The 20,796-nt window shown below is 54.0% G+C and carries 19 protein-coding genes, 1 tRNA gene and 2 pseudogenes; 13 read left to right on the top strand and 9 right to left on the bottom strand.

The window, feature by feature from the left end; genetic code table 11:
* Window positions 1-56: 56 nt before the first annotated feature.
* From G6N80_RS00825 to G6N80_RS00815, 3 genes are all read right to left on the bottom strand, one after another.
* Window positions 57-941 (bottom strand): hypothetical protein, encoded by an 885-nt coding sequence (locus G6N80_RS00825; RefSeq protein WP_165130575.1) that lies wholly within the window; start codon window positions 939-941, stop codon window positions 57-59.
* 144 nt (window positions 942-1,085) lie between these two features.
* Window positions 1,086-2,174, bottom strand: a complete 1,089-nt coding sequence (locus tag G6N80_RS00820; protein ID WP_246251349.1) for a polysaccharide biosynthesis/export family protein — start codon at window positions 2,172-2,174, stop codon at window positions 1,086-1,088.
* A gap of 261 nt (window positions 2,175-2,435) precedes the next feature.
* Window positions 2,436-3,884, bottom strand: a complete 1,449-nt coding sequence (locus G6N80_RS00815) for an O-antigen ligase family protein (RefSeq protein ID WP_165130571.1) — start codon at window positions 3,882-3,884, stop codon at window positions 2,436-2,438.
* Between the two features lie 423 nt (window positions 3,885-4,307).
* Between G6N80_RS00815 and G6N80_RS00810 the strand changes: the two genes are divergently transcribed.
* Together G6N80_RS00810 and G6N80_RS00805 are read left to right on the top strand one after the other, a co-directional pair.
* On the top strand, window positions 4,308-4,904 hold the full coding sequence (locus tag G6N80_RS00810; RefSeq protein ID WP_165130569.1) for a transglutaminase-like cysteine peptidase: 597 nt from the start codon (window positions 4,308-4,310) through the stop codon (window positions 4,902-4,904).
* A gap of 609 nt (window positions 4,905-5,513) precedes the next feature.
* Window positions 5,514-5,603, top strand: a tRNA-Ser gene (locus tag G6N80_RS00805).
* A 44-nt stretch (window positions 5,604-5,647) separates the two neighbouring features.
* Here the strand turns inward: G6N80_RS00805 and G6N80_RS23555 are convergent.
* A pseudogene (locus tag G6N80_RS23555) lies at window positions 5,648-5,906 on the bottom strand (IS481 family transposase); the annotation flags it as partial.
* 317 nt (window positions 5,907-6,223) lie between these two features.
* Between G6N80_RS23555 and G6N80_RS00795 the strand changes: the two are divergent.
* The gene (locus G6N80_RS00795; protein WP_165130567.1) at window positions 6,224-6,949 is read left to right on the top strand and encodes a hypothetical protein; all 726 of its coding nucleotides are present in this window, start codon (window positions 6,224-6,226) and stop codon (window positions 6,947-6,949) included.
* Complete coding sequence (locus G6N80_RS00790; protein WP_165130565.1) at window positions 6,949-7,320, top strand: helix-turn-helix transcriptional regulator; 372 nt, start codon at window positions 6,949-6,951, stop codon at window positions 7,318-7,320. Before G6N80_RS00795 ends, G6N80_RS00790 begins: the two co-directional genes overlap by 1 nt.
* Before the next feature lie 165 nt (window positions 7,321-7,485).
* On the opposite strand, the pseudogene G6N80_RS23550 reads toward G6N80_RS00790, so the two are convergent.
* Both G6N80_RS23550 and G6N80_RS00785 read right to left on the bottom strand, forming a co-directional pair.
* Window positions 7,486-7,603: pseudogene (locus tag G6N80_RS23550) on the bottom strand (tyrosine-type recombinase/integrase); the annotation flags it as partial.
* A 52-nt stretch (window positions 7,604-7,655) separates the two neighbouring features.
* Window positions 7,656-9,089 carry a DUF6880 family protein gene (locus G6N80_RS00785; RefSeq protein ID WP_165130563.1) on the bottom strand — a complete coding sequence of 478 codons (1,434 nt, stop codon included), beginning with the start codon at window positions 9,087-9,089 and terminating at the stop codon, window positions 7,656-7,658.
* 268 nt (window positions 9,090-9,357) lie between these two features.
* On the opposite strand from G6N80_RS00785, the gene G6N80_RS00780 reads away from it, so the two are divergent.
* From G6N80_RS00780 to G6N80_RS00755, 6 genes are all read left to right on the top strand, one after another.
* Complete coding sequence (locus G6N80_RS00780; RefSeq protein WP_165130561.1) at window positions 9,358-10,626, top strand: APC family permease; 1,269 nt, start codon at window positions 9,358-9,360, stop codon at window positions 10,624-10,626.
* A gap of 183 nt (window positions 10,627-10,809) precedes the next feature.
* The gene (locus G6N80_RS00775; protein ID WP_165130559.1) at window positions 10,810-11,469 is read left to right on the top strand and encodes a hypothetical protein; all 660 of its coding nucleotides are present in this window, start codon (window positions 10,810-10,812) and stop codon (window positions 11,467-11,469) included.
* Window positions 11,470-11,554: 85 nt separating this feature from the next.
* Window positions 11,555-12,937, top strand: a complete 1,383-nt coding sequence (locus tag G6N80_RS00770; RefSeq protein WP_165130557.1) for a hypothetical protein — start codon at window positions 11,555-11,557, stop codon at window positions 12,935-12,937.
* 262 nt (window positions 12,938-13,199) lie between these two features.
* Window positions 13,200-13,949 (top strand): SDR family NAD(P)-dependent oxidoreductase, encoded by a 750-nt coding sequence (locus G6N80_RS00765; RefSeq protein ID WP_165130555.1) that lies wholly within the window; start codon window positions 13,200-13,202, stop codon window positions 13,947-13,949.
* 146 nt (window positions 13,950-14,095) lie between these two features.
* Window positions 14,096-15,205 (top strand): phenylacetate--CoA ligase family protein, encoded by a 1,110-nt coding sequence (locus tag G6N80_RS00760; protein WP_165130553.1) that lies wholly within the window; start codon window positions 14,096-14,098, stop codon window positions 15,203-15,205.
* Between the two features lie 56 nt (window positions 15,206-15,261).
* Entirely contained in the window at window positions 15,262-16,470 is a 1,209-nt protein-coding gene (locus tag G6N80_RS00755) for a nitric oxide synthase oxygenase (protein ID WP_165130551.1), read from the top strand.
* A gap of 105 nt (window positions 16,471-16,575) precedes the next feature.
* Here G6N80_RS00755 and G6N80_RS00750 read toward each other — a convergent pair whose 3' ends face one another.
* The 3 genes from G6N80_RS00750 to G6N80_RS00740 form a co-directional block, all read right to left on the bottom strand.
* Window positions 16,576-16,911: a DUF2322 family protein gene (locus G6N80_RS00750; RefSeq protein ID WP_165130549.1), complete on the bottom strand. Its 336-nt coding sequence runs from the start codon at window positions 16,909-16,911 to the stop codon at window positions 16,576-16,578.
* Between the two features lie 99 nt (window positions 16,912-17,010).
* A complete protein-coding gene (locus G6N80_RS00745) occupies window positions 17,011-17,391 on the bottom strand; it encodes a DUF6481 family protein (RefSeq protein ID WP_165130547.1) in 381 nt (126 codons plus the stop codon).
* 166 nt (window positions 17,392-17,557) lie between these two features.
* A complete protein-coding gene (locus G6N80_RS00740; protein ID WP_062553467.1) occupies window positions 17,558-17,767 on the bottom strand; it encodes a cold-shock protein in 210 nt (69 codons plus the stop codon).
* Between the two features lie 335 nt (window positions 17,768-18,102).
* Here G6N80_RS00740 and G6N80_RS00735 point away from each other — a divergent pair, with 335 nt between their 5' ends.
* The 3 genes from G6N80_RS00735 to G6N80_RS00725 all read left to right on the top strand — a co-directional run bounded on the left by G6N80_RS00735 (window position 18,103) and on the right by G6N80_RS00725 (window position 20,642).
* Window positions 18,103-18,465, top strand: coding sequence for a hypothetical protein (locus G6N80_RS00735; RefSeq protein ID WP_165130597.1), 363 nt, complete (start codon window positions 18,103-18,105; stop codon window positions 18,463-18,465).
* Window positions 18,466-18,674: 209 nt separating this feature from the next.
* Entirely contained in the window at window positions 18,675-19,196 is a 522-nt protein-coding gene (locus tag G6N80_RS00730) for a nuclear transport factor 2 family protein (RefSeq protein ID WP_165130545.1), read from the top strand.
* 132 nt (window positions 19,197-19,328) lie between these two features.
* Window positions 19,329-20,642, top strand: a complete 1,314-nt coding sequence (locus G6N80_RS00725; protein ID WP_165130543.1) for an ABC1 kinase family protein — start codon at window positions 19,329-19,331, stop codon at window positions 20,640-20,642.
* Window positions 20,643-20,796 lie beyond the last annotated feature (154 nt).

Here is a 20,796-nt window from a genome sequence, read left to right as displayed (position 1 = left end):
AATGAGGGCAATTGATTCACAACCAGTTTCCATCAGTAGCAACAGCGATGTTGCGATCAGCCGTTTGTAACCGGGCTTGTTCCAGGAGTTGGAGACGTTGTACCGCCACCGGTGTTCCCGCCCGTCGTTCCACCAGTGGTTCCGCCGGTCGTACTGCCCGTTGTGCCGCCAGTGGTTCCGCCCGTCGAAGCCGTCGTGGTCGATGTGCTGGTGCCATTATTGGACGAGCTGCCGCCGCCACTGGCTGTGGCGCCACCAGCTGCCGAGAAGGTGCCGGTGTTGCTGGAGCCACTACCGCTATTGCCCCCCGAGCTGGCACCCGTTGACGAGCCAGACGAGCTACCGCCACCACCACCAGCTCCGCCACCGGCGCCACCACCTCCGATATCACCGCCACCACCGGCTCCACCTGCACCTCCGATATTGCCGCCGGCTGCACCAGCAACCGGCGTGACCGGAGTAACGGCCGCTGTCTGGACAGCCGGCTGCCCGGCTGGCTGATTGCCGGGAGCTGCGGCTGCGGCGGCCAACTGGGTATTGGAGGCAAGGCCTACCTGAATGGCACCAGCGGCTGCCGGATTGGTGGCCGCAAGCTGGGCCGCGGCTGCAAGCGAACCTTGCGCCATCGCTGTGATCTGAGCCGGGCTTGCCGCCGCGGCTGCAAGCTGCATGGCCGTCATCGCTTCCGTCATCTTGTTGGCAGCGGCCGCTTCAGCAAGAAGCTGCTGCACGAGCGGCTTCATGTCAGCGGTTGCGATTTGCAAAAGCGCCTGCGGGTTCGTCAAAAACGCAGCCAGCGTCAGCGGCGCAACCGGCTGGGTCTGCGTTGCCGCAGGTGTTGTTGCTGCAGGCGCATTTGCCTGCTGCGCAAAGCTTGCCCCGGCAGCGGTCATCGCTGCGCCTGAGAAAAGCAGGGCAAGAATTCTTGAGGTGTTATTCATGACACTGCTCCAGAGTGTAAATTTCCCGTAACCATGTCGAATCGTGACTTACGACACAAGCTAAAAATTGGCAAAACCGGTTGCGTTGCTTTATTTCTCGCCTTTTTGGTTAAGCGGCGCAGGTTACGCCGCTTGACTTCAGACTTATCTATTGCGGATCGAGCGACGTGTATCGGCAATATTGGAAGCCGAAGACGTTGCGGAGTTGACGATCGTCAGGAACTTCAGGAATTCAACCGAAGGCGAAGTCGAGACATAAATCACGTCCTTGTTCTGCATCGGGAACTTCTGCGCCATGAAGAAGCCGGACGGATCGCGCAAATTGGCCCGGAAGATGACCGGCACGTCCTTTGACGTAAAGCCTTGCGTATTGACACCGATCTTATGCAGGAAGTCCTTGTCGACGATACGGTAAACCAGAACAGCCTGTGGTTCGGCCTTGTCATCCAGAAGACCGCCAGCCTTGGCCAGCGCATCGCCCAGGGTCAGGTTGGAATCGTCGAAGTCGTAACGACCGCTTTCGCCTGTAACGCCAAAGGCAAGGAAGGTTCTGCGTTCACGGTTGACGATCAGCGTATCGCCGGGCTGAGCATAGATGTTTTCGGCCGGTGTCTTGGAGACCACGTCATAGGGAACGGTGACAGAGCGGCTGCGGCGCTGAAGAGTAACCGTTGTTTCCGTGCCCGGAGCGCTCAAGCCACCGGCTTCGGAAATCAAATCGAGAATACGTTCGCCCGCCGGGCTCAGTTCGATCTTCTTCGGGGTCTTGACGTCACCCAGGACCGAAGCTTCCATCGAGCGGCTTTGATCAATCGAGATCACCACTTGCGGCTCAATGGCGCGATTGGCCAAACGCGACGCGATATCGAGCTGAACCTGATCGACGGGGCGACCGGAGGCTTTGACCTTGCCAGCATAAGGCACGGTAATATTGCCTTCGCGATCGATCGTCTGCTTGGGCAGGCTGATATAGTTGCCCGGGCGCGAGCCCGCATCGGCTGGAATAAACAGGCCGCCGGATTGCGCTTCGAAAATCGCCACCTGGACCACATCGCCCACACCCAGCACGATTTGCGGAGGACCGCCGCGACCGCCGCCAAAAGTGCCGCTCAAGCTGGAATTGACCGTCTTGTCCGCATAGGCCAGCACCGTCTTGTTGATGTCGACCAGCGCATAGTCGATGCCGACTTTGCGGTCGACACTTTCAACTTTAACGGTTGCCTGAGAGTCCACAGCTTCCTGATCAGGCCCCGACCGAGGCAGCGTTGTGCAGCCAGACAGTAAAACGATTGAGAGCGCAGACAAAGCGCCTTTTGTGGAAATCTTCATATGCCCCTACCCCGGTAAACATGATTCGCGTCAAGCCAAACATGCTTTCTCAATCGTTAATAACCGGTTTTTAACTCATAAAAACCCGAAACCCTAAGTTTAGCTCATCTATAGCGGATCTTTTGACAGAGAGTTGTTGCAACCGAGTAACAGGTTCGAAAAGCCTCAGCTCTTTCTATATTTTGAGCGATTTGTACAAATCGTCAGCACCAGCCCTAGGAAAAACGCCCACCAGGCAGAAAATCCAGGAATTTGGACGGAAAAATCAAAGCCGGAATGCAATCCCACGATGAAACAGGAGGCAATTGCCGCCCACACCACCGGCCGGCGCGACCGGCGCTGACGAAGCCCCTGGGCAAGACGAATGATCATGAAAACAGATGCGCCGGCAACAACCACCCAAAAGATCAGCCCAAATGCCAGGAAGCCATCGAGATAGACGTTGTGGGCAAGCTCCCAGAACCCGTACAGCCCACAGGCGGGATCGCGGTAAGCCGGAAAGTAGGCCGGAAAAGCACCTGGCCCGATGCCCGTCCAGACATTGTCGGCGATCGCGCGCAAGGTTCCAGGCAGGATACAGAAGCGGCCGTCTTCCAGTCCTTGAACCTCTGCCCGCAACAAGGCGCGCCCGGCGAAAACTGAAAAGGCAATGATAACCAGGAGCATTGCGCCTGTGACCTGAAAAACACGCCGCTGTCTTTTTGTCTCACGCGAGGAGATCAACCCGCTTCCGGCCTGGCTGGGTGCAGGTACAAGCAGGATGCCAACCAGAAATACTGCAAGCCCTACGGCGCAAGAAGCAATGCCAGCCCTGGAATTGGTCATCATCAAGGCCAGAAACGTGACAAAGGATGCAAGAGGAACCCAAAGGACGGAGGTCTTGACCCTCCTCCTGCCGCGCCCAGGGTCAATCGTGTGGCGGATGAATGCCCAAAGATCCTTGAGCCGGATCTGACACAGCAGCGCCACAAGTGTCACCCCGTAAAAGGTCGCCGCGGTATTGCGGTTGACGAAGGGTGCCGTCAGGCTGTCGTGGTAAAAAAGCTTCTCGCCAAACATCAGTGATTTGGGAAACAGCAAAAACTGAACAAGCGCAAAGGCTGCCAGTACTCCTCCGGCAAGCCCAAACACACGCAGCGCCCGGTCGACATCATGATCCGTGCGAAACACAAGCAGTGCGGCAAGCGCTGTGGCAAAGGGCAGGCTGATCGTCAACAGTGCCGACAGGACATGGAAAGGTGACGGCGACAAATAACGATCTGCCACAATGCCAAACGAAGACAGCGTGTCCCAGGCAGGATGGGCCGGCATGAAGGAGGGCATGGGCACAGCCTGAACAAGCCCGTAAAGGAAAAGCACCGCCCAAAGCCCCAGGATCACGTAAAAGCTACGCTGACTGCTGTATGATACACCTTGTGTAAAATAGGTGATGACAAGCGAGGCCAACATCAGCAGCAACGCCACGGAAATCGCCGCCGGGTAAACCCCGCCATGCGTTAAAAGCGTGACGATCATCGACAGGATAAACAGACAAAGTGATGCGGTGCGCAAAACCCGCTCCAAAAGCGGTTGCCCATCCTCCTGTGCCGAGGCACCCCCACGGATCGCCTGCATGAAATCCTTCCCCCTGACCTGTGCTGCATAAGACAGTTTCTACTTTTGATGCAATCCCTGCCTCTGCCGCGCCGTTCAGCAATCCTCAATGCGGGGTGACAATGCCGGGTGACGAAAAGAACCTCACTCCTGCCGTGTGTGGGCACGCCTTCTTCAAGATCGGCCGTAACCTGCCAACCTATCCCGACATTCAATACGCGTGTCCCTGATCGGGCCGATCACAAAAGCCCATGCGGTCCCTGGAGCCATCCCCGCAAAGCCCAAGGCCCATCTCTCATGACCTTGTCTGATTTTGAGGCGCTTCACGGAAAAAACGATACATCGATAAAATTCGAATTTTCCACTTAAGCCGATAAAAGCCCATCCCCCTGTATCAAAGCTCATCAACGAAAAAACCATCGTTTCGAGCAAACAGGGACAGTCATGATCAAGAAACTGCTTGTCACAGCCGCAACAATGACAATGCTGGCTTCGAGTGTAACACCCTCTCTGGCGATGGGCCCAGCCGGCATGGGCATGCCCCTCAAAAACCAGTTCACCTATATCCAGGTCGCCCAGCCAACGCTCGCACCCTTCGGCTTCGTCTCCTACTGCGTCAAAAACCAGGACGATTGCAAGCCGACTGAAGGACCGCGCTCCGTCGAATGGAGCCACGCCAAAATGCGCGAACTGCGCAAGATCAACTACCAGATCAACCAGGCCATCCAGCCCATCAACGACGACGATGGCAACGATACCTGGCAGGCAAATGTCTCAAAAGGCGACTGCGAAGACTTCGTCCTCACAAAACGAAAAGAACTCATCTCACGTGGATGGCCAGCAGCCGCACTCCACATCGCCGTCGCATACACCCCCGACAATCAGGGACACGCAGTCCTCATCGTCAGAACATCAAACGGCGATCTCGTCCTCGATAACAGAACAAACGCCATCAACCCATGGAATAACACAGACCTCAAATGGGTCATGATCCAGTCAAGCGAAAACCCCCTCTTCTGGAACCAAATCCATCTGGGATGACCAAAACCACACGCCAACAATCAAACGATTAAAGTGAAAAAATGCGCTGCAGACAAACGTGGAACCTTTTTCGATGTTCTGTGTTTACCGCTTCCAAAGTGCGGGGGAGATAACATGTCAAAAACACGCAATAGACTGACCATGATTGCTTTTGCAGCGCCGTTTGCGCTTGTAGTCGCAAGCACCACGGCCGCACAAGCCGCCGACATAATTGCCTCCTATCCGGAAAAAGCGGTACACGCTCCTAAAGCCTATCATAAACATACTACGTCATACCGTCCCGTCGTGCGAACATGCACCACAACTGAATGCGATCTCCTGCGCGTTTCCTATCGACACCCCTATGTCCCACAGACCCAGATCGTCGAAATCTGCCACAAGCCAATTAACTGGCGGCGATAATCCTCATGGTCTGAATGTGTCTTGGACACGGATCCTAAAGGCGTTCAAGGACCTAGATACTTGGCAAGCATCTCTGTGATCGCTGCAAAGACATCAGATACAAGCGACCAATAATGCTTTTGAGAAATCAGGCAGTTTCTGCCCTTGCCAGCCTTCCGGTTCATTGCTATCAGACGGCGCGCGCAAATCGCGCCGACCAGATTACCCGGAGAGGTGGCTGAGTGGTCGAAAGCACCGCACTCGAAATGCGGCATACGGGCAACCGTATCGTGGGTTCGAATCCCACCCTCTCCGCCATAACTCTTAGTGGCCATACTGGAGACATAGGTAACATCGTGTACCTAAGACATGGGTGACACCTCGTGTGCGATTAGGGTTGTCGATGGTTTTCAAAGTTCTCTGTTCCAGGTCGATTTATCCCAGATCATAGCGCATGAAACTGACGAGCCGAACGCCGTCGTCGACTTCGATGCCGAGCTTCTGGCCCGCCATGACGACTGAAATGTTGATCTTCTTGCGATGCATGCAGGTGCGACCGCAGGCGGCGATCATCACCTCTCTGTCGTGGAACGGATACTCAACCTGCAGCAGGCCCTGGTAGGTCGAGTCGAGGCGGCTTAGAACGGCCCAACATGGGCATTGGCTGCATCACGCTCGCTCAGAAACTGGAAATGGCCGCGTGAATTCTACCGCTGAACCCCGTAAAACGGGAAGGATTACCATTGATAGTATCAATCCACGCATAGCCCCCTTTTTCTATCGGGACCGTCGCCCGCGCATGGGTTATAGATCGAATTGGATGACCCGCGTGCGTGTGCGAAACCGCTTGCAATTCGTGGCCGAAATGAGAGGCTGGGGCTGATTTCTATGGCTATTTGCTCGTCGAAAAGCATCGCCGCGGAAGCTTCAGGAGAGGCATGCAGGCACTCGACGTTATCGACAGAATCTATGAGGCCGCGTTGATCCCTGAGAAATGGGAAGATGTCATCGTGACCATTAACGATATGCTCGGCACGAAGGGCGGTGTCATCTTCGCGCAGTCGGAATTTGGAACCTCGTTTATCGCAACTCCGGCGGGACGGTACTACTTCCAGCGCTTCATGGATGAAGGATGGGACAGGTACAATACCCGTCGCGAGCGCGCGAATCGCCTCGATCACGCAGGCTTCCTTACCGACTTGGACGTTTTTGAAGAACAGGAGCTTGCTGCTGAGCCACTCTATCGGGATTTCCTCTATCCGATCGGGCTGGGCTGGTCGGTCGGCACCCATATCACGACCCTGGACGGCGACATGATCGCCGCGAGTTTCGACGGAGCCTTCGAAAAGGGTCCAATTCCTCGCAAAACGGTCGACTGGCTGGATTCCATCCGTCCTCATCTTGCGCGTTCCCTCAGCATGACGGCGCGGCTCAGGATCGCGGTGGCTGCCAGGATCGCGGATGGGCTGGGCGCTTTTGGTCTGCCCGCCTGTGTGGTGAATCCGCGCGGCAAGATACTGGCCGCCAATACGCTCATGCAGCCCTTGATCCCCTCAATACTTATGGATCGAGGCGAGGGGGTGGCCTGCGGCATGGGCCAAGCAACCGTCTCCTTCAGACGGTCCTCGGACAAGCCGCATCGATATCGAGCAGCGGACAAGTGATGTCGGTTCCCGTTCCGGCTTTCGAGGAGGAGCCAGCGAGCGTTATCCACCTCGTTCCCGTTCGTGGCGACGGGCGCGACCTGATTCCCGGAGGTCTCTGCATCCTCGCTATCAGCCGCGTAGCCTCTTCGACGTTGCCCGATGCCTCGCTCCTGCGCGGTCTCTTCGATCTCACCCCGGCCGAGACGAAAGTTGCGCGTCTTGCCGCCAGCGGGATCGCGCCGAAGGACATCGGCATGGCTGCGGGCATCAGCTCCAATACGGTGAAGGCACATCTCAAGTCCGTGTATGCCAAGACTGGAACGGACCACTACGGCGCGCTTGTCCGCCTGCTTTCCGGCACGCCCATGCCTTTCGACGGCCGTTCCTGAAGAGATAGACTCGCTTTTTGCTAAGCCATGAAAAGAGGCGCGACTTTTCCGCAGGTATCGTTGGAACTACCGCGCATAGTATCGCACTTCTGCCGTATAAACAGATAACTTTAGGTTTGACTGACCAGTCACAGCCTATCGCCACTCATACCAGCTTCAGCCACGTGCCTTGCGCAGCCCATGAGCAGAGTAATGAGTAAGACCTACCTCTTCGCAACGGGTCGCGGAACCAATTCCCAAAACCGGCCGCCGTGAACGGCTTTCCAAACTCGGTCATGACGAAAGCCGGACTTTGCTTCGCGAAGGGAAAAGTTTAACTGACTGACTGGCTATCATCACATTAAACCCCAGAACCCTGATTTCCGGCCATGTCTGTGTTTGAGATCCATGACATAGGCCTCATGCGACCGGAGGTCACCAAAATCCTCTATTTGGGTCGCAAGGGACCGGCATTCGGCGAGGTGTCGTACTGCGTACTTGTATCTGCTCGACCGACTACTCTCTAGCGTAAAGTCGATCATGGAACGCAGCACGATGGTTGCGGCCACAGGATGCTTTGCCGAGAGCATCTCGGCAGCCGCGGTCATCACCTCGTAGAGATCACCGCCCAACTCGGTCGCCCGCTTCGTCACGAGCTTCGCTGCTTCTGCAGGAGAGGCCCACCTCAGGAAGAAAGTGAGGGCGCGATTTGCATCCGGAAATGCCTGAGCGAATGCAAAAGCCTTCTCCTCGGCTTCGATATCGTCAAAATCCGGAAGCCGTCTGAGATAAGCGCGCAGATGCGCTTCATTCAGCGACTGCTCGAAACGTCTCCAACGAAAATCCTGCGCTTCCTCGTTGCGCTCTAAGGCTTCCAGTGCCTCGATGCGCGCCTGCTCCCACTCGAACGGGACATCCGTTCGACCTTTCACCTCGATCTTATCCAGCGCGTAGAGCGCCTCTTCGGCTCGTCCCGCTGAGATCAGGCGGTTGGCAATGTCAGTTGCGACCATAGGAGCGCTACGGGTTTTCTCCGGCTGTTGGGCGATATAGGCATCCACATCGTTCTGGGTGTCAGCAATTTCCTGCAGAGCAATGCGAATGGTGAGATCCTTGCCGCTTTCATAGACATCACCCTCGTAGATCGGGTCGGCACTGCTCCAGCCAATCACACGCCGATCTTTCCTGGCCGGCTTCTCGATGGCTTCTTTCGACCAGGTCACGAAAATCGTCTTTAATCGTTCCAGACCTTCATTGCCGAGTGCCGGAGCCATCGCCGTGATCAGTCCATCAAACTGACCGTAAGCGTTGTCCTGAAGCGCTTTGAACACCTTCTCAGCCAGAACATCGGCATCGATTTTCGCAGCCTTGGCGATGATGCCTGCGTCGGCGACTGCCTGATGGAAGCTCTGGATCAAAGAGCCGCTTCCATCGTCTGAGCGTCCGAAGAGAGGATCTGCGATCGCCAGGAACTGCCATATCAACTCCAAAGCCTCTGCCGGATCATCGAGTGCGATGGTATCGACTATGATCTTCCGCTGCGCTTCCAGATCCGTCTTTGTCGCTTTGACCTTGCGCCAATTGATGAAGGTTTTAGCGCGTACAATGCTGGACAGCCGTTTGCGAACCTGCCTGGCGACTTCCGCACTGCTTTGATGTCCGGCCAGCTCCATACGCAGCCGGCGTTTGTGCGCAGCGCTGCCGGTGCTGATTTCTATCAGAAGTTCGGCAAGTCGCTGTGTGCCAAGTGCCTCAAGGTTTTTCGCGTTGAGGGTGGTTTTGGTTGCCATCGGCTGTCGACCGTCTCTTTCAAGTTATAACTAAATAAGAGACTAGCCTGTGTCGACTGGCTGCTCGATCATCGCAAGGAATTCCAGTGGCTGGTGGCTCATGCGCTACGGCAAAATCGGATCGCGCATAACAGGGAAAAACTAGATTAGAAATGGGCGCAACATTTCATTATCTTCACAAGGCTATTAATTTTTCTAAGTTGAACCGGATTTTGCATTTCCTATATGATAGATTTTCATATATATTTTTTGCGATTTGGTGCAAATCATGGCGCTTGTCAGAAATTTAAACAGCACAAATGGAACAGCTCTTGCTATTTCCATGGTCATAGGCTCAGGTTTATTTGGACTTCCTGGTCTTGTTATTAGTGAAACGAATGCTGTAACGGCTCTTTTTTGCTGGATTTTAGTTGCAATATGTATTGCTCCGACAATACACATATTTTCCGAACTTGGATATAGGCTTGCGTCTTCTCAAGGCGTAGCGGGCTTTGCTGCATATGCTGTCGGCAATTGGAGCCGTGGCGGATTTTCACTTATTGCATGCGGTGCGCTTGCAGTTGGCATGCCGGCGTTCTTCATGGTCATCGGTGCCTATGCATCGGAGCTTCTGCATCTTGATCCTGCCTCATGGCGCGGGCCGATCGCAATTGCTGTCGCCTGGTTCGCAACATTCATGAATCTGCGAGGCGTGCATAACCTCGCCATCGTCAATCAGCTTATTGTCGTTTCCGTTCTTGTCATCATGGCCGGCATTATCGGGCTTTCATTGAACAATCTCGGTCCTGCCAGTGAGGCTTTGGCCCGTGAGGTTGTCAATTACAAACCAGACATCAACTTGCTTTGGGCTGGTTGCGTGATCGTTTTCTGGGCATTCCAAGGCTGGGAAAATCTATCCTTTGGATTGGAGGAAGTGCGGGATCCTGAAAGAACTATTCCTCGTATATATTGGTTCAGCTTTCTGATCGTGGTCGTCGTCTATCTCGCCTTTGCCTGGGTCATATCTGCCTCCGTATACGCTGGAGTTGACGCAACGGGCTTATCCGGGTTGTCGGCGCTGCTGGGAACGGGGCCGGTCAAATCCGTTCTCCTGGCGACGATGGTTGTTGTCCTGATCGCAAACGCCAATTCCTGGGTATTTGGCGCAAGCCGCGCTTTTTATGCGGCAGGTCAACTGGGTCTTCTGTCTCACGCGTTGGGGCAGACCAATGGACAGGGAACGCCTGTGGTTTCTCTTTTGTCGGCAGCCACGCTCTACACTGTTTTTATCGGCCTCATTGAAATTTCAGGAACGTCCCCGAGCACGGCGTTCATGCTGACCACGCAGGGTTTCATCATTATCTTCGGGTTTTCCATAATCGCCTATCTGAAGTTCAAACGGCAGGTCGCAGGTGCATGGCTGATCAGCGCTTTGGCAATGATTGGCTGGGTATTCCTGGTGCATGGCTTCAACCTCATGTTGATCTATCCTGCCGCTCTGTTTGCGATTGGCTGCTTCAGGCAAGCCAGGGCAGCCTCAAGGCAATTGCAAAGTTGAAAATATCAAAGCTTGGCACACAAAAGTGTGCAGCGGTTTTGCGGTAACGACATGCGGTGAAACAAAGAGTTAAAGCGTGTGGAACGGATCTGAGAATTCGTGACGCGCTTTAAGACATCCCGTATCTTTATAAAAAATTATGATTATTAAATTTCATAAATATTAAAATTCTTGGAGATTGATATGGTTGAATCATACCAATGGTTTTTTATAAATACATTGATTATGTTTGTTTATGGAGTTCAACATACTTTATTGACGACAAAAACTGCTGTTGATTTATTCAATAGATTATTACCGCCGCAACTTTGGAATGTATGCTATAGCCTCACATCGGTGGCGCTCCTTCTAGTATCTTTCTCATTTTGGAAAAATTCCAATATCGTAATATATAGCTTGAGTGCTCCGTATTACTACATTGCGCTTGGCGGCATGGGCGGAGCACTTTTCGGTTTTTTCTATTGCTTCAAATATACAACATCGTTCGCCCAGTGGATCGGCGTGGCCCAGGTCAGATCCATGCTCACGAAAAGCAAACCGGCCGCCTATTATCGCGTCCGAAAGAATGGACCCAAAAAGTATGTGCGTTTCCCACATCATACGTGTTTGGCGCTTCTTTTCTGGTCTCAGCCCGTCATGACACTGGATACGCTGTGGCTGGCCGTTTTCGCCACCATTTATACATATCTCGGAACAATGCATCAGGATAGCCGCGGCAGACGGATCCTTGGCGAAGAGTGGATCAACTATTCCAAGACCACGAATCTAATGTTTCCAAATCCTATCCGAATCCTGCGCGATCTATCCAACGGTACATTTGGAAAAGAAATCACTATTTCCTGAAAATATGTCAATAATTCACGGATGGGTTACATCCGAAATTTTTAAAAAAATATATTTATTCAATTAATTTCAGGGAAATTCGCCAATGTCTATTCACGAAATTGATTCAACAAAATTTGTTAGTCCATCATCAATTGGCAGCTCATCTCTGGGTCCTGTCCATGATGAAACTGCTGCGACTACGGCTCGTTTCTGGCCGGAGCGGAGTAGGCATTCTGTTGCCGCGATCAAGCTGCTCAATCCAACGGAAAGCGGTCTGTCTGAGGCAGCTATCGCAGCCCTTAAAGAAGCGACACAACTTGCTGAAATCATCCGGAATGTAGAAGATCTGGAAGATTTGCGGGCAGCGGAAGGCCTGGGCTTCGTCGCAAGAACGAAGACAGCCGACGCACTGGAAAGGGCTGCGGCGGAGTTGTCATGCCCGGATTCTGCCGCAAGTCTGAGATGGAGGGCGCATATGCTGCGTCATGGCCCTGACAGAAAGCTTTATGAAGATCTATCCGGACTCGACGAGAAAGTCCTGATGTCGGTGTGCGGTCCCTTGGGAACGTGGCTCGGCAAAAGCAAAGGGACATATCATTCTGCTTTGTTTGCAATCGTCGACGCAGAATTGAATAGCATCATTGCCCAGGTCGATGCATGCCAGACACAAAGTGAAGTCTTTCTGAGAGATCTCGTTCACCCCGAACTCGTCCTGGGTGCGCCACCCGCGATCAAGTTCGCCGAATTGATGTTTTGCGGTGGCGAGGCAAATCTCTATCCAAAACACTTCGCCTATTTTCTCCCTGAAGATGAGGGAGTGAAGCGGGCTCCGCGAAAGAAAACACTCGTTTTATCCAACATCTATCGTGAGATGTATAACCGCATCAGTACGCCCTTCTCAAAGGATATCATACCTGAGATCTGCGATGCTGCGGCAGGCGTGATCGATCTGCAACTGGCTTTGTGGTTCAGGGGGCATGACACCGGACACGAGGTACGGTTGCCGCAAACCGAATACAAGGTCATGCGATGTGAGGGCCGTTGGCTCTCAATGGTCATGCAGGAAGCGATGGCAGATGTTTTTGGCTTTCTTCTCAGCACAAGTGGCCCATGGACGGAAGTCGCGCCAAACGCCAGCCTGGAATTGGCATCCAATATCTATATCCGTGAAATGCTACGCTATCTATGCCGGGGAGGTGACGATTTCCCGGATGCCGGCGCCGCGCTTATTCAAATGAGTTTCCTGCATCAGCATGGCTTTATCGACCTTGATCATAGCAGGGTTCGCATCCACACGACGCATGCACGAATCTATGATGGAATGGTCGCTCTGGCCAAGACCTTCACTGAAACTGCTCTGGCCAACAATGTCGTGGGAATTCAGGCGCTGATACGTCGCTATTATCGCGATGAAACGGCCCGTGATTTCGTTAGACGCTGTGGCGTTTGCGATATGGTCCTGGATTACACACCTCATCTCCCCTGATGCTGGCGAATTCTGCAAAACCCGCGCTGGGTTCGCAGGTATTCTTTGCATTGAGAGGAAACCCATTCTGGATGTGGAGATAGGCCTTCTTTCTCCACATCAGTTTCTCCTAATGTTTTCCTGGCGAATATCACTCCATCAATATCCGTCGAAAGAATAATACTTAGCCAAAATCCTGATAAAATACTGATTTTACTCAGTAAAATAGAAAAACAAAGAAGAATAATATATTATTTAATAACGCGAGTTTTAGGGTATTTACATGACAGCGCGACATCCGGATCTTTCGGGGAAAAAAATTCTTATAACAGGTGCGGGCAGTGGCATCGGCGCTGCTACGGCACAGAGATTTCTTGACGAGGGGGCACTCGTATTCGCGCTTGATGTCAATGCCCAGGCGCTATCGGAAAGCTGGCAGGATCTCTCTGAAAGTCGACTTCGCCCGATTGTGTGCGACGTGACCGATCATGACGCGATGGTATCGGTCTACGACACGATTGCCCGTGATCACGGTGGAATTGACGTTGTGTTTGCGAATGCCGGGATCAGCATTCGCCATAGCCTGCTCGACATGTCCCCGAAGGATTGGCAGCAGGTCATCGATGTGAATCTTCATGGCGTCTTCCACACCGTCATGCCCGCCGCGCGGCTGATGCATGCGGCAGGATCCGGATCGATCATCATCATGGGGTCCACCAACGGAATGAACGCCCATCGATATTATGCAGATTACAACGTCTCGAAGGCGGGGGTTATCATGCTGGCTCGCTCCATGGCGCTAGAACTCGCCCCATTTGTTCGCGTCAACGCGATATGTCCTGGCTATGTCCTGACCCCCATGCAGAAGGCGGAATATACACCCGACATGCTTCGTGCAGTTGATGAGAAGATACCGCTGGGCAGGCATGCCGATCCAGCCGAAGTCGCTGCTCTCGTTGCATTTCTGGCATCATCGGAAGCGTCGTATCTCACAGGAACTCACATTCCTATTGATGGGGGAGAGACGGCATGACGATAAATATGGATCGGCAAACCCTGCATGAAAAATTTGTAACGGCTGATCCTGACGCTGCGGCAAGGATCCTTGCATCTCGAGCGCTTGAGATACCCGCTTTCCGTGACGTTCAGCCACCTGATCCGGAACTGGGATTGAGAAGCATGCTGGATGCATTTCCCCTGACGGACAAGAATTTCTACAGTCGGCACGGAACAGAGGCCTACCAGGAGAGTGCCCGCTCCGTATTACTGTTTGCAGAAAGTTCGGGCACCAGTGGCTCCCGGCCTCTTCTGACGCCGCGTGGCAGAACCGATCTCACCTGGAACACATATAATCAATCCCTCGCCTATCGGCGCCACGTTATAGCGGGTCAGGATCGTGTGCTGTTGTTGAACCCGTCTGTGATGAGTCCATTCATTGAGGGATCGGCACGTGCACTCTTCGATCTGGGAGTGGCGCACATGCGGGCATTCCCGATTCCGGAAATCTGTGGATGGGAGCGCATTGGCAGACTGATCAATGACTATGCCATCACTGCCATCATGTCGACGCCAACTCTTATTCTGAAGCTTCTCTTTGAACTTCGCAGAATGAAGCTGAGCACGCCATCGCTCGAAAAGCTGTTGGTGACCGGCGAGCATCTTTCCCGTCCTTTACTGAACGCCCTTGACGCATTGATGGGCGTTCCTGGTGCAGCCCGCCCGCTGATCTATGGTTCGAGCGAAGCTGCCTCCGTCATGTACGGCCGTGAAGATGGAGACTATGTCGGTTACACCCAGGATTTTGTCTTCGAGATCATTCCAATAGAGGCGGAGTGGCAAGATACCATTGTCGGGCAACTTCCGGAAAATACGCTTTTCGGTCGCCTGGCTGTCAGCTGGCTACGGGATGGAATAATGGCCTTGGTCAGGTTCGACACGGGCGATCTGTTCTCGTGCTGGCCGGATCCGCACAGCCAGGACATCATCTTCCGCTCTCACGGAAGGGCGAGCATCGCGGGGCTTTCACCCGTTCAAACTGACAGAATTGATGCATTGCTCTGGAGTGGAGAACAGACGCTTGGAAAGGTTGTGCACTTCGACGTGTCGCTTGGCGATTCAGAAGCGTCTATATCATTGATAACACTCCCAGATATCGATCTGGAAATTTCCAGAGATCTGATTTCTCAAACGGAGAATGCTCTGAAAAGAAAAATCAATTTCAACGTGAATCCAGCGGGGCATAAGTTCTTCAACTTTTCTCCTTTGGCAAAGTCGATACGGTTCAGCTAATCGCAGTAATAATAGATATATATATATATAAATATTTTTAAAATTCTGGGGTTAATATGAGATATTTAAATCATAATACGGCCGAGAATATATTTCTGCATGATGAAGAGAAAGGAAGATCGATAAATAAATGCCCATTTGGGCATTCAAGCGTAAAGGATCGCGCACCTGTAAAGGCCGACAGCTTCTTTACTCAGCCGATAAAAGACCCTTTGCGGGAGGGCGAAGCTTTTCTTCATCAAATGTTTGAAGAAAATGGCATTGCAGGCGGCCTTGAGGCCAGGCTCGCGCAGATGCAACAGGAGTTCAGCGAAAGGGGAACCTGGACTCATAATCTGGACGAATTGACATTCGGTGCGCGACTTGCCTGGCGCAACAGTGTTCGTTGCGTCGGCAGAATGTTCTGGCGGTCCCTGACCGTGTTTGATGCCAGAGATGCAAAAACTCCCCAGGAGATTTTTGACGCCATCCTGTCTCATATCGACTGGGGCACAAACGGCGGCGACCTGCGCGCCGCAATTACCATCTTCCGCGCGGGTGAACCACAAATTCGGATCCTGAACTCCCAGCTTCTGCTGTATGCCGGCTACCAACAACCGGATGGAACCGTTTTAGGAGACCCCAAGAACCTTGCTATAACCGAATTGGCTCAATCCCTCGGCTGGAGAGGGCGTGGTACCCGCTTTGATATCCTGCCGCTGCTGATCAGGATAGGTGACAGAGAGCCGGAGATCTTTGAAATCCCGCCAGAGAAGGTTCTGGAAGTCGAAATATGCCACGAAGAGTGTGAAGCCATCGAAAAACTCGGCCTCAAGTGGTTCGCGCTTCCCGCAGTGTCTGGCATGGCGCTCGATCTGGGGGGCGTGCAGTATAGTGCCGCACCATCCAACGGAATCTACCAGGGCACAGAAATCGGCAGTTTCAATCTTGGCGATCCAAGACGCTATAATCAGCTAGTGCCGATTGCCGAAGCGCTGGGACTTGATACCAGCCGGAACAATCCGCTGTGGCGCGACCAGGCTATGGTGGAGCTGAACCGGGCGGTCCTCTATTCCTTCAATCGCAAGGGCGTGCGCATAATGGACCACCACACGCTTGCTTCCAGTTTCGAAAAGTTTTGCCAGCGCGAAGAGATCCAGAACCGCACTGTCCACGGACACTGGCCATGGATCGTTCCACCCCTGTCTGCAAATCTATCCTGGGTCTGGCACGAGAAAGGCTTCAACAAAACAATCCTGAAGCCAAACTATTTCTACCAGAAGTGAACCTTGTCGAGAATATCCCGCACATTGCGGGATCAACTGCTTGCCAAGGAGTTTTCGTAGATGAGGGCGAGATGAGGCCGGTCTCGAACCATTTTAGCCGGATATTTATTGCTCTTGAGACACAAGCCTGATGCTCAAAGGAGTTGCTCCGGCAACGATTTCCAGCAGGCGGTCAATATTGGGATGGGCACCGGGGCGGTTTCTGGCATCGGCAGTATGTTCGGCAAAAATGTCGAGGGCGTAGGCAGCGGCTTGGCTATCCAGCGTTCCGAATGACTGCTGCAGATACTGATAGACCGCCAGCGAACCCTGCTTGCCTGGCTGATTTTCGATGGTTGCGACAACAGCGCCAGTCTGATCGACAAGATCTATACGCGCCAGGCCTTCAATCGATGGCAGCAGTTGCAGATTATCCTTGAACGACGCGGTGGGCTGGATCATCGCTGGTCCCTCTTTTCATGAACGAATGGCGCTCGTTTAGCAGCTACGGTCGCCCATCGCCATATCGGTTAGAACCTCTGATGGTCCTACCTGGACCGTTCAGGCTTGCCGCGCCTTGCGATTGGCATAGCGCCGATCGCGCTCGAGCTTGCGAGCTGCTTCGTCCTCGAGAACGCGAGCGACACGGTTCTTTTCAACCAATTCCCGCGCTTCAACCTCAGCCCTGGCTGCCGCTACGATCACGGCTTCGCGTGCGGCCGCTTCTTCCGCAATCCGGGCAAGTTCATCGCGCTTGACCTGCTCACGCTCTGTGCGCCGCGTTTCCCGTGCCTCGGCAAGAGCCAGGCGTTCGGCCTGTTTTGCTGTACGGGTTGGTTCGGCGGCGTCTTTTGCTGCAAGATAGCCTTGCAGAAGTGCAGCCTTGGCGTTGCTGGCAGCACTACGACGATCGGAAACATCATTCGCTTTGTTGTATTTCAAACTTTTAGTCCTGTTGTTGGGAATGCCGGGAGACACACGGTGTTTTGCGTCGATCTCTCAAGCGGGCGAGCGACATGAAAAAGGCCAGGCAATGCCCGGCCTTCATCAAGGGTTTTGCTTTCAACAGTGCCAGTACATCCGTGGTCAAAGGAAAGCAGATACCGATTTAAGCAGCCTGGAGATTGCAGGCCGACATTTTGCCCGACTTGTTGTCGCGCTCAAGCTCGTAGCTGATCTTCTGGCCTTCGACGATTTCGCGCATTCCGGCGCGCTCGACAGCAGAGATGTGCACGAAGGCGTCAGCGCCGCCATTGTCAGGCTGAATGAAGCCGAAGCCCTTGGTGGAATTAAACCATTTAACTGTGCCAGTGGTCATGATGAACCCTCTCATAGCAAATACGGAACGACCGCAGCGCAAAGACGCTGCAGATGGTGATAACGATTGTTTTAAAGGGAGGGTTCGTTGCGAGCGCGGTGCAAATCGCGCGGTAACCAAAGCTCAGCAAGAAAATATCGATGAACACTACATAGGGATCTTTATCCCATTCGTCAACTTTTAGTTTTCCGGTTCAACCATAAATTTAGACGGCAATGATTTGACCTTTTCCAACAAAGGATAAATACCACCGGTATCCGCATTGCCTCTGCCAGCATAAGCGCTACACTCTCTCAGTGAACGGAAAGCTTTGGGAGGAGCAATACGTGAAACGGATGTGGCCAGACGAATATGCCTTTCTGCTGGAAAATGCAGAAGAGGTAGACCTTCATATCACGCCTGCAACACGCGAGGATGGAACGCCCGGCAAGGCAATCACGCGCAAGGCTTTGAAAGTCCGTATCAGCCAGCAGGATTTCGAGGAAATCTGGCCGCTTGCCGAAGCCCGCTATCGGCCCGGCGGACGCTTCTCAGGCAAGGCGATCACGCTGATCACCACAAACCCGCATTACAAGAGCTGGCATCCATCCGATGGCGGCAGTGAGGAAAGCGTCTCGGCCAGCGGTCAGCGCTACACAACCCGCTATGTGATTGTGCATTTTCTTCTGGATGATGTTCGCGAAACGGTCGAAGCCTGAAATCCGCGTTTTGCCGCTTCCAGGCCAAATCTGACATGAAAGGCGATTGATCCGAAGCGCGGATCAATCGCCCAAGTTCCCAAACTGCTTAAACGGGGTGTTGGCGGTTCCCTTTTCCATACCATGGGCGGCAATACTGCCTCCTTACGCCATTGTGCGTGCTTCCTTACCATGCAGTTCCAGTGTCATCTACCATAAGGAATGAACGCATGTCTGCCCTCGCACGCCCCCATACTCTCGCTGTTCTCATCTGTGCTCTAGCCGTGAATGCCCCTTTAGGTTTGTCGGGTATTGCCCGAGCCCAGGAAGCGGTGGTTGCCGCGCCGGATGCAGAGGCGTTGTTTACCAGCACGGATCCCAAGCTCCACGCCAACAAGCAGGTCGTCTACCGCATTATCCGCGAATTGCTGGAGGCCAACCATTGGGACAAGGCTGATGAACTTCTGAGCGAGCGATATCTGCAGCACAATCCGAATGTCGCTTCCGGCAGAGCGCCTGTCATCGCGTTCTTTACGCAGGTGTTGAAGAAGCAAAAGACACCCCTGCCGGCCAAAATTGCCGCTCCCGTCGTCTTCGTGACGGCAGAGAGCGATCTGGTGACGGTTGGGTTTGTCCGCACGGAGAAGGATCCGAAAGATCCCGCCAAGACCTATACGACCACCTGGTACGATACCTGGCGCATCGTAGACGGAAAGGCCGACGAACACTGGGATTCGGCGACAAAGATGTAAATCCTGCATCCTGCCCTTTGCCGGGATCTTGGAAGGGATAAGTCTCCACAATGATCGGAGCAGGGTTTGATCTGCTCCGATCCTCCCATCGTATCGAGACCGAGATGGGCATGCAGCTTTGTGGGGTTCTTCATGAAAGATCGCTATCGACCAGTTCCGCAGAGCCGTCTGGGTCGGCTCGCGGCTTTCGGTCAACTGGCGGGCGGCATTGCCACGGGCGCGCTGTCGGAAGGCCTGAGCCGGCTGGCCCAGGGAGAGCGGCCGCACTTACGCGATCTGCTTCTCACGCCGTCCAATGCGCGCCGGGTGACCGACCAGCTATCGCGACTGCGCGGTGCGGCGATGAAACTCGGCCAGATGCTTTCGCTCGATCCGGGCGATGTGCTGCCGCCGGAACTCACCGCCATTCTGGGACAATTGCGGGAATCCGCGAATTTCATGCCGGGGAGCCAGTTGCGGTCGGCCTTGGCAGCCGCCTGGGGGCCGGACTGGCAACGTCATTTCTCCCGTTTCGACATGATCCCCATTGCCGCAGCCTCCATAGGTCAGGTTCATAAGGCTGTGCTGGTTTCAGGGCGAGAGGTTGCGGTCAAGGTTCAATATCCGGGCGTCGCAGCCAGCATCGATGCTGATATCGATAATGTCGCGACGCTGTTGAAGATCTCCGGCATCCTGCCTGCAGGCCTCGATATCAAGGCGCATCTGGCAGAAGCAAAGCGTCAATTGCACGAGGAGGCGGATTACCTGCGCGAGGCGGAGCAGATGCGTCAGTATCGCAGGTTACTGGCCGACGACCCGCGCTTCGTGCTGCCGGAACCGGTGGATGAACTTCTCCATCCAACGATCCTGCCCATGGATTACATCAAGGGTTCACCCATAGAAACGATCAAGACGGCGCCGCCTGCCACCCGCAATGAGGCTATGGGCGCCGTTGTGGAACTGGCCTTGCGTGAACTCTTCGAATTCGGCCTGATGCAAACCGATCCGAATTTCGCGAATTTTCGCTGGCAGCCGGAGACAGGCCGCATCGTGCTTCTGGATTTTGGCGCAACCCGCCCCGTTCCTCCCGAAAGTGCCAGCCATTACAGGCGGCTTCTGAAGGCCGGGCTTGATAACGCCACGTCGGAGGTCAGGGATGCGTTGCTGGCGATGGATTACCTCTCGCCGGTCCAGATGCAGCGCCATGGTAGGGAACTGGAGGCGATGATTCGTCTCGTGCTGGATCACGTGCACAGGAATGCGGACGGCACGGTGGATTTCTCCGATCGCAGCCCGTTGGCGGATGTGCGGGATCGTGCAGCACCGATCATTGCAGATCGCCAGGGCTGGAGCCTGCCCTCGCCTGACAAGATGTTCATTCAACGCAAGATTTCCGGAACTGCACTAATGTGCATGAACATGAATGTCCGGCTGCCGCTTGTTCCACTGTTGAAGCGCTTTCGTTGACAAGCAATCGTGCCCATCCGATTTCGATACGCACGCAGCCAGCTTCGCTCAAGGGTCGTATTCTACCTGTAGCGCAGGATGCCAGAAACGCGGGAACATGAACGTTTCCTAAAATGCACCTGCCCGGCTCCCTCCTCGGGAGGCTGGCCTGTCT

The sequence above is a fragment of the Rhizobium rhizoryzae genome (genome assembly GCF_011046895.1).
GTDB classification, from domain to species: Bacteria; Pseudomonadota; Alphaproteobacteria; order Rhizobiales; family Rhizobiaceae; genus Neorhizobium; species Neorhizobium rhizoryzae.
Note: the sequence above shows the minus strand (reverse complement) of the source record. Positions and strands in the feature narration are given on the sequence as shown.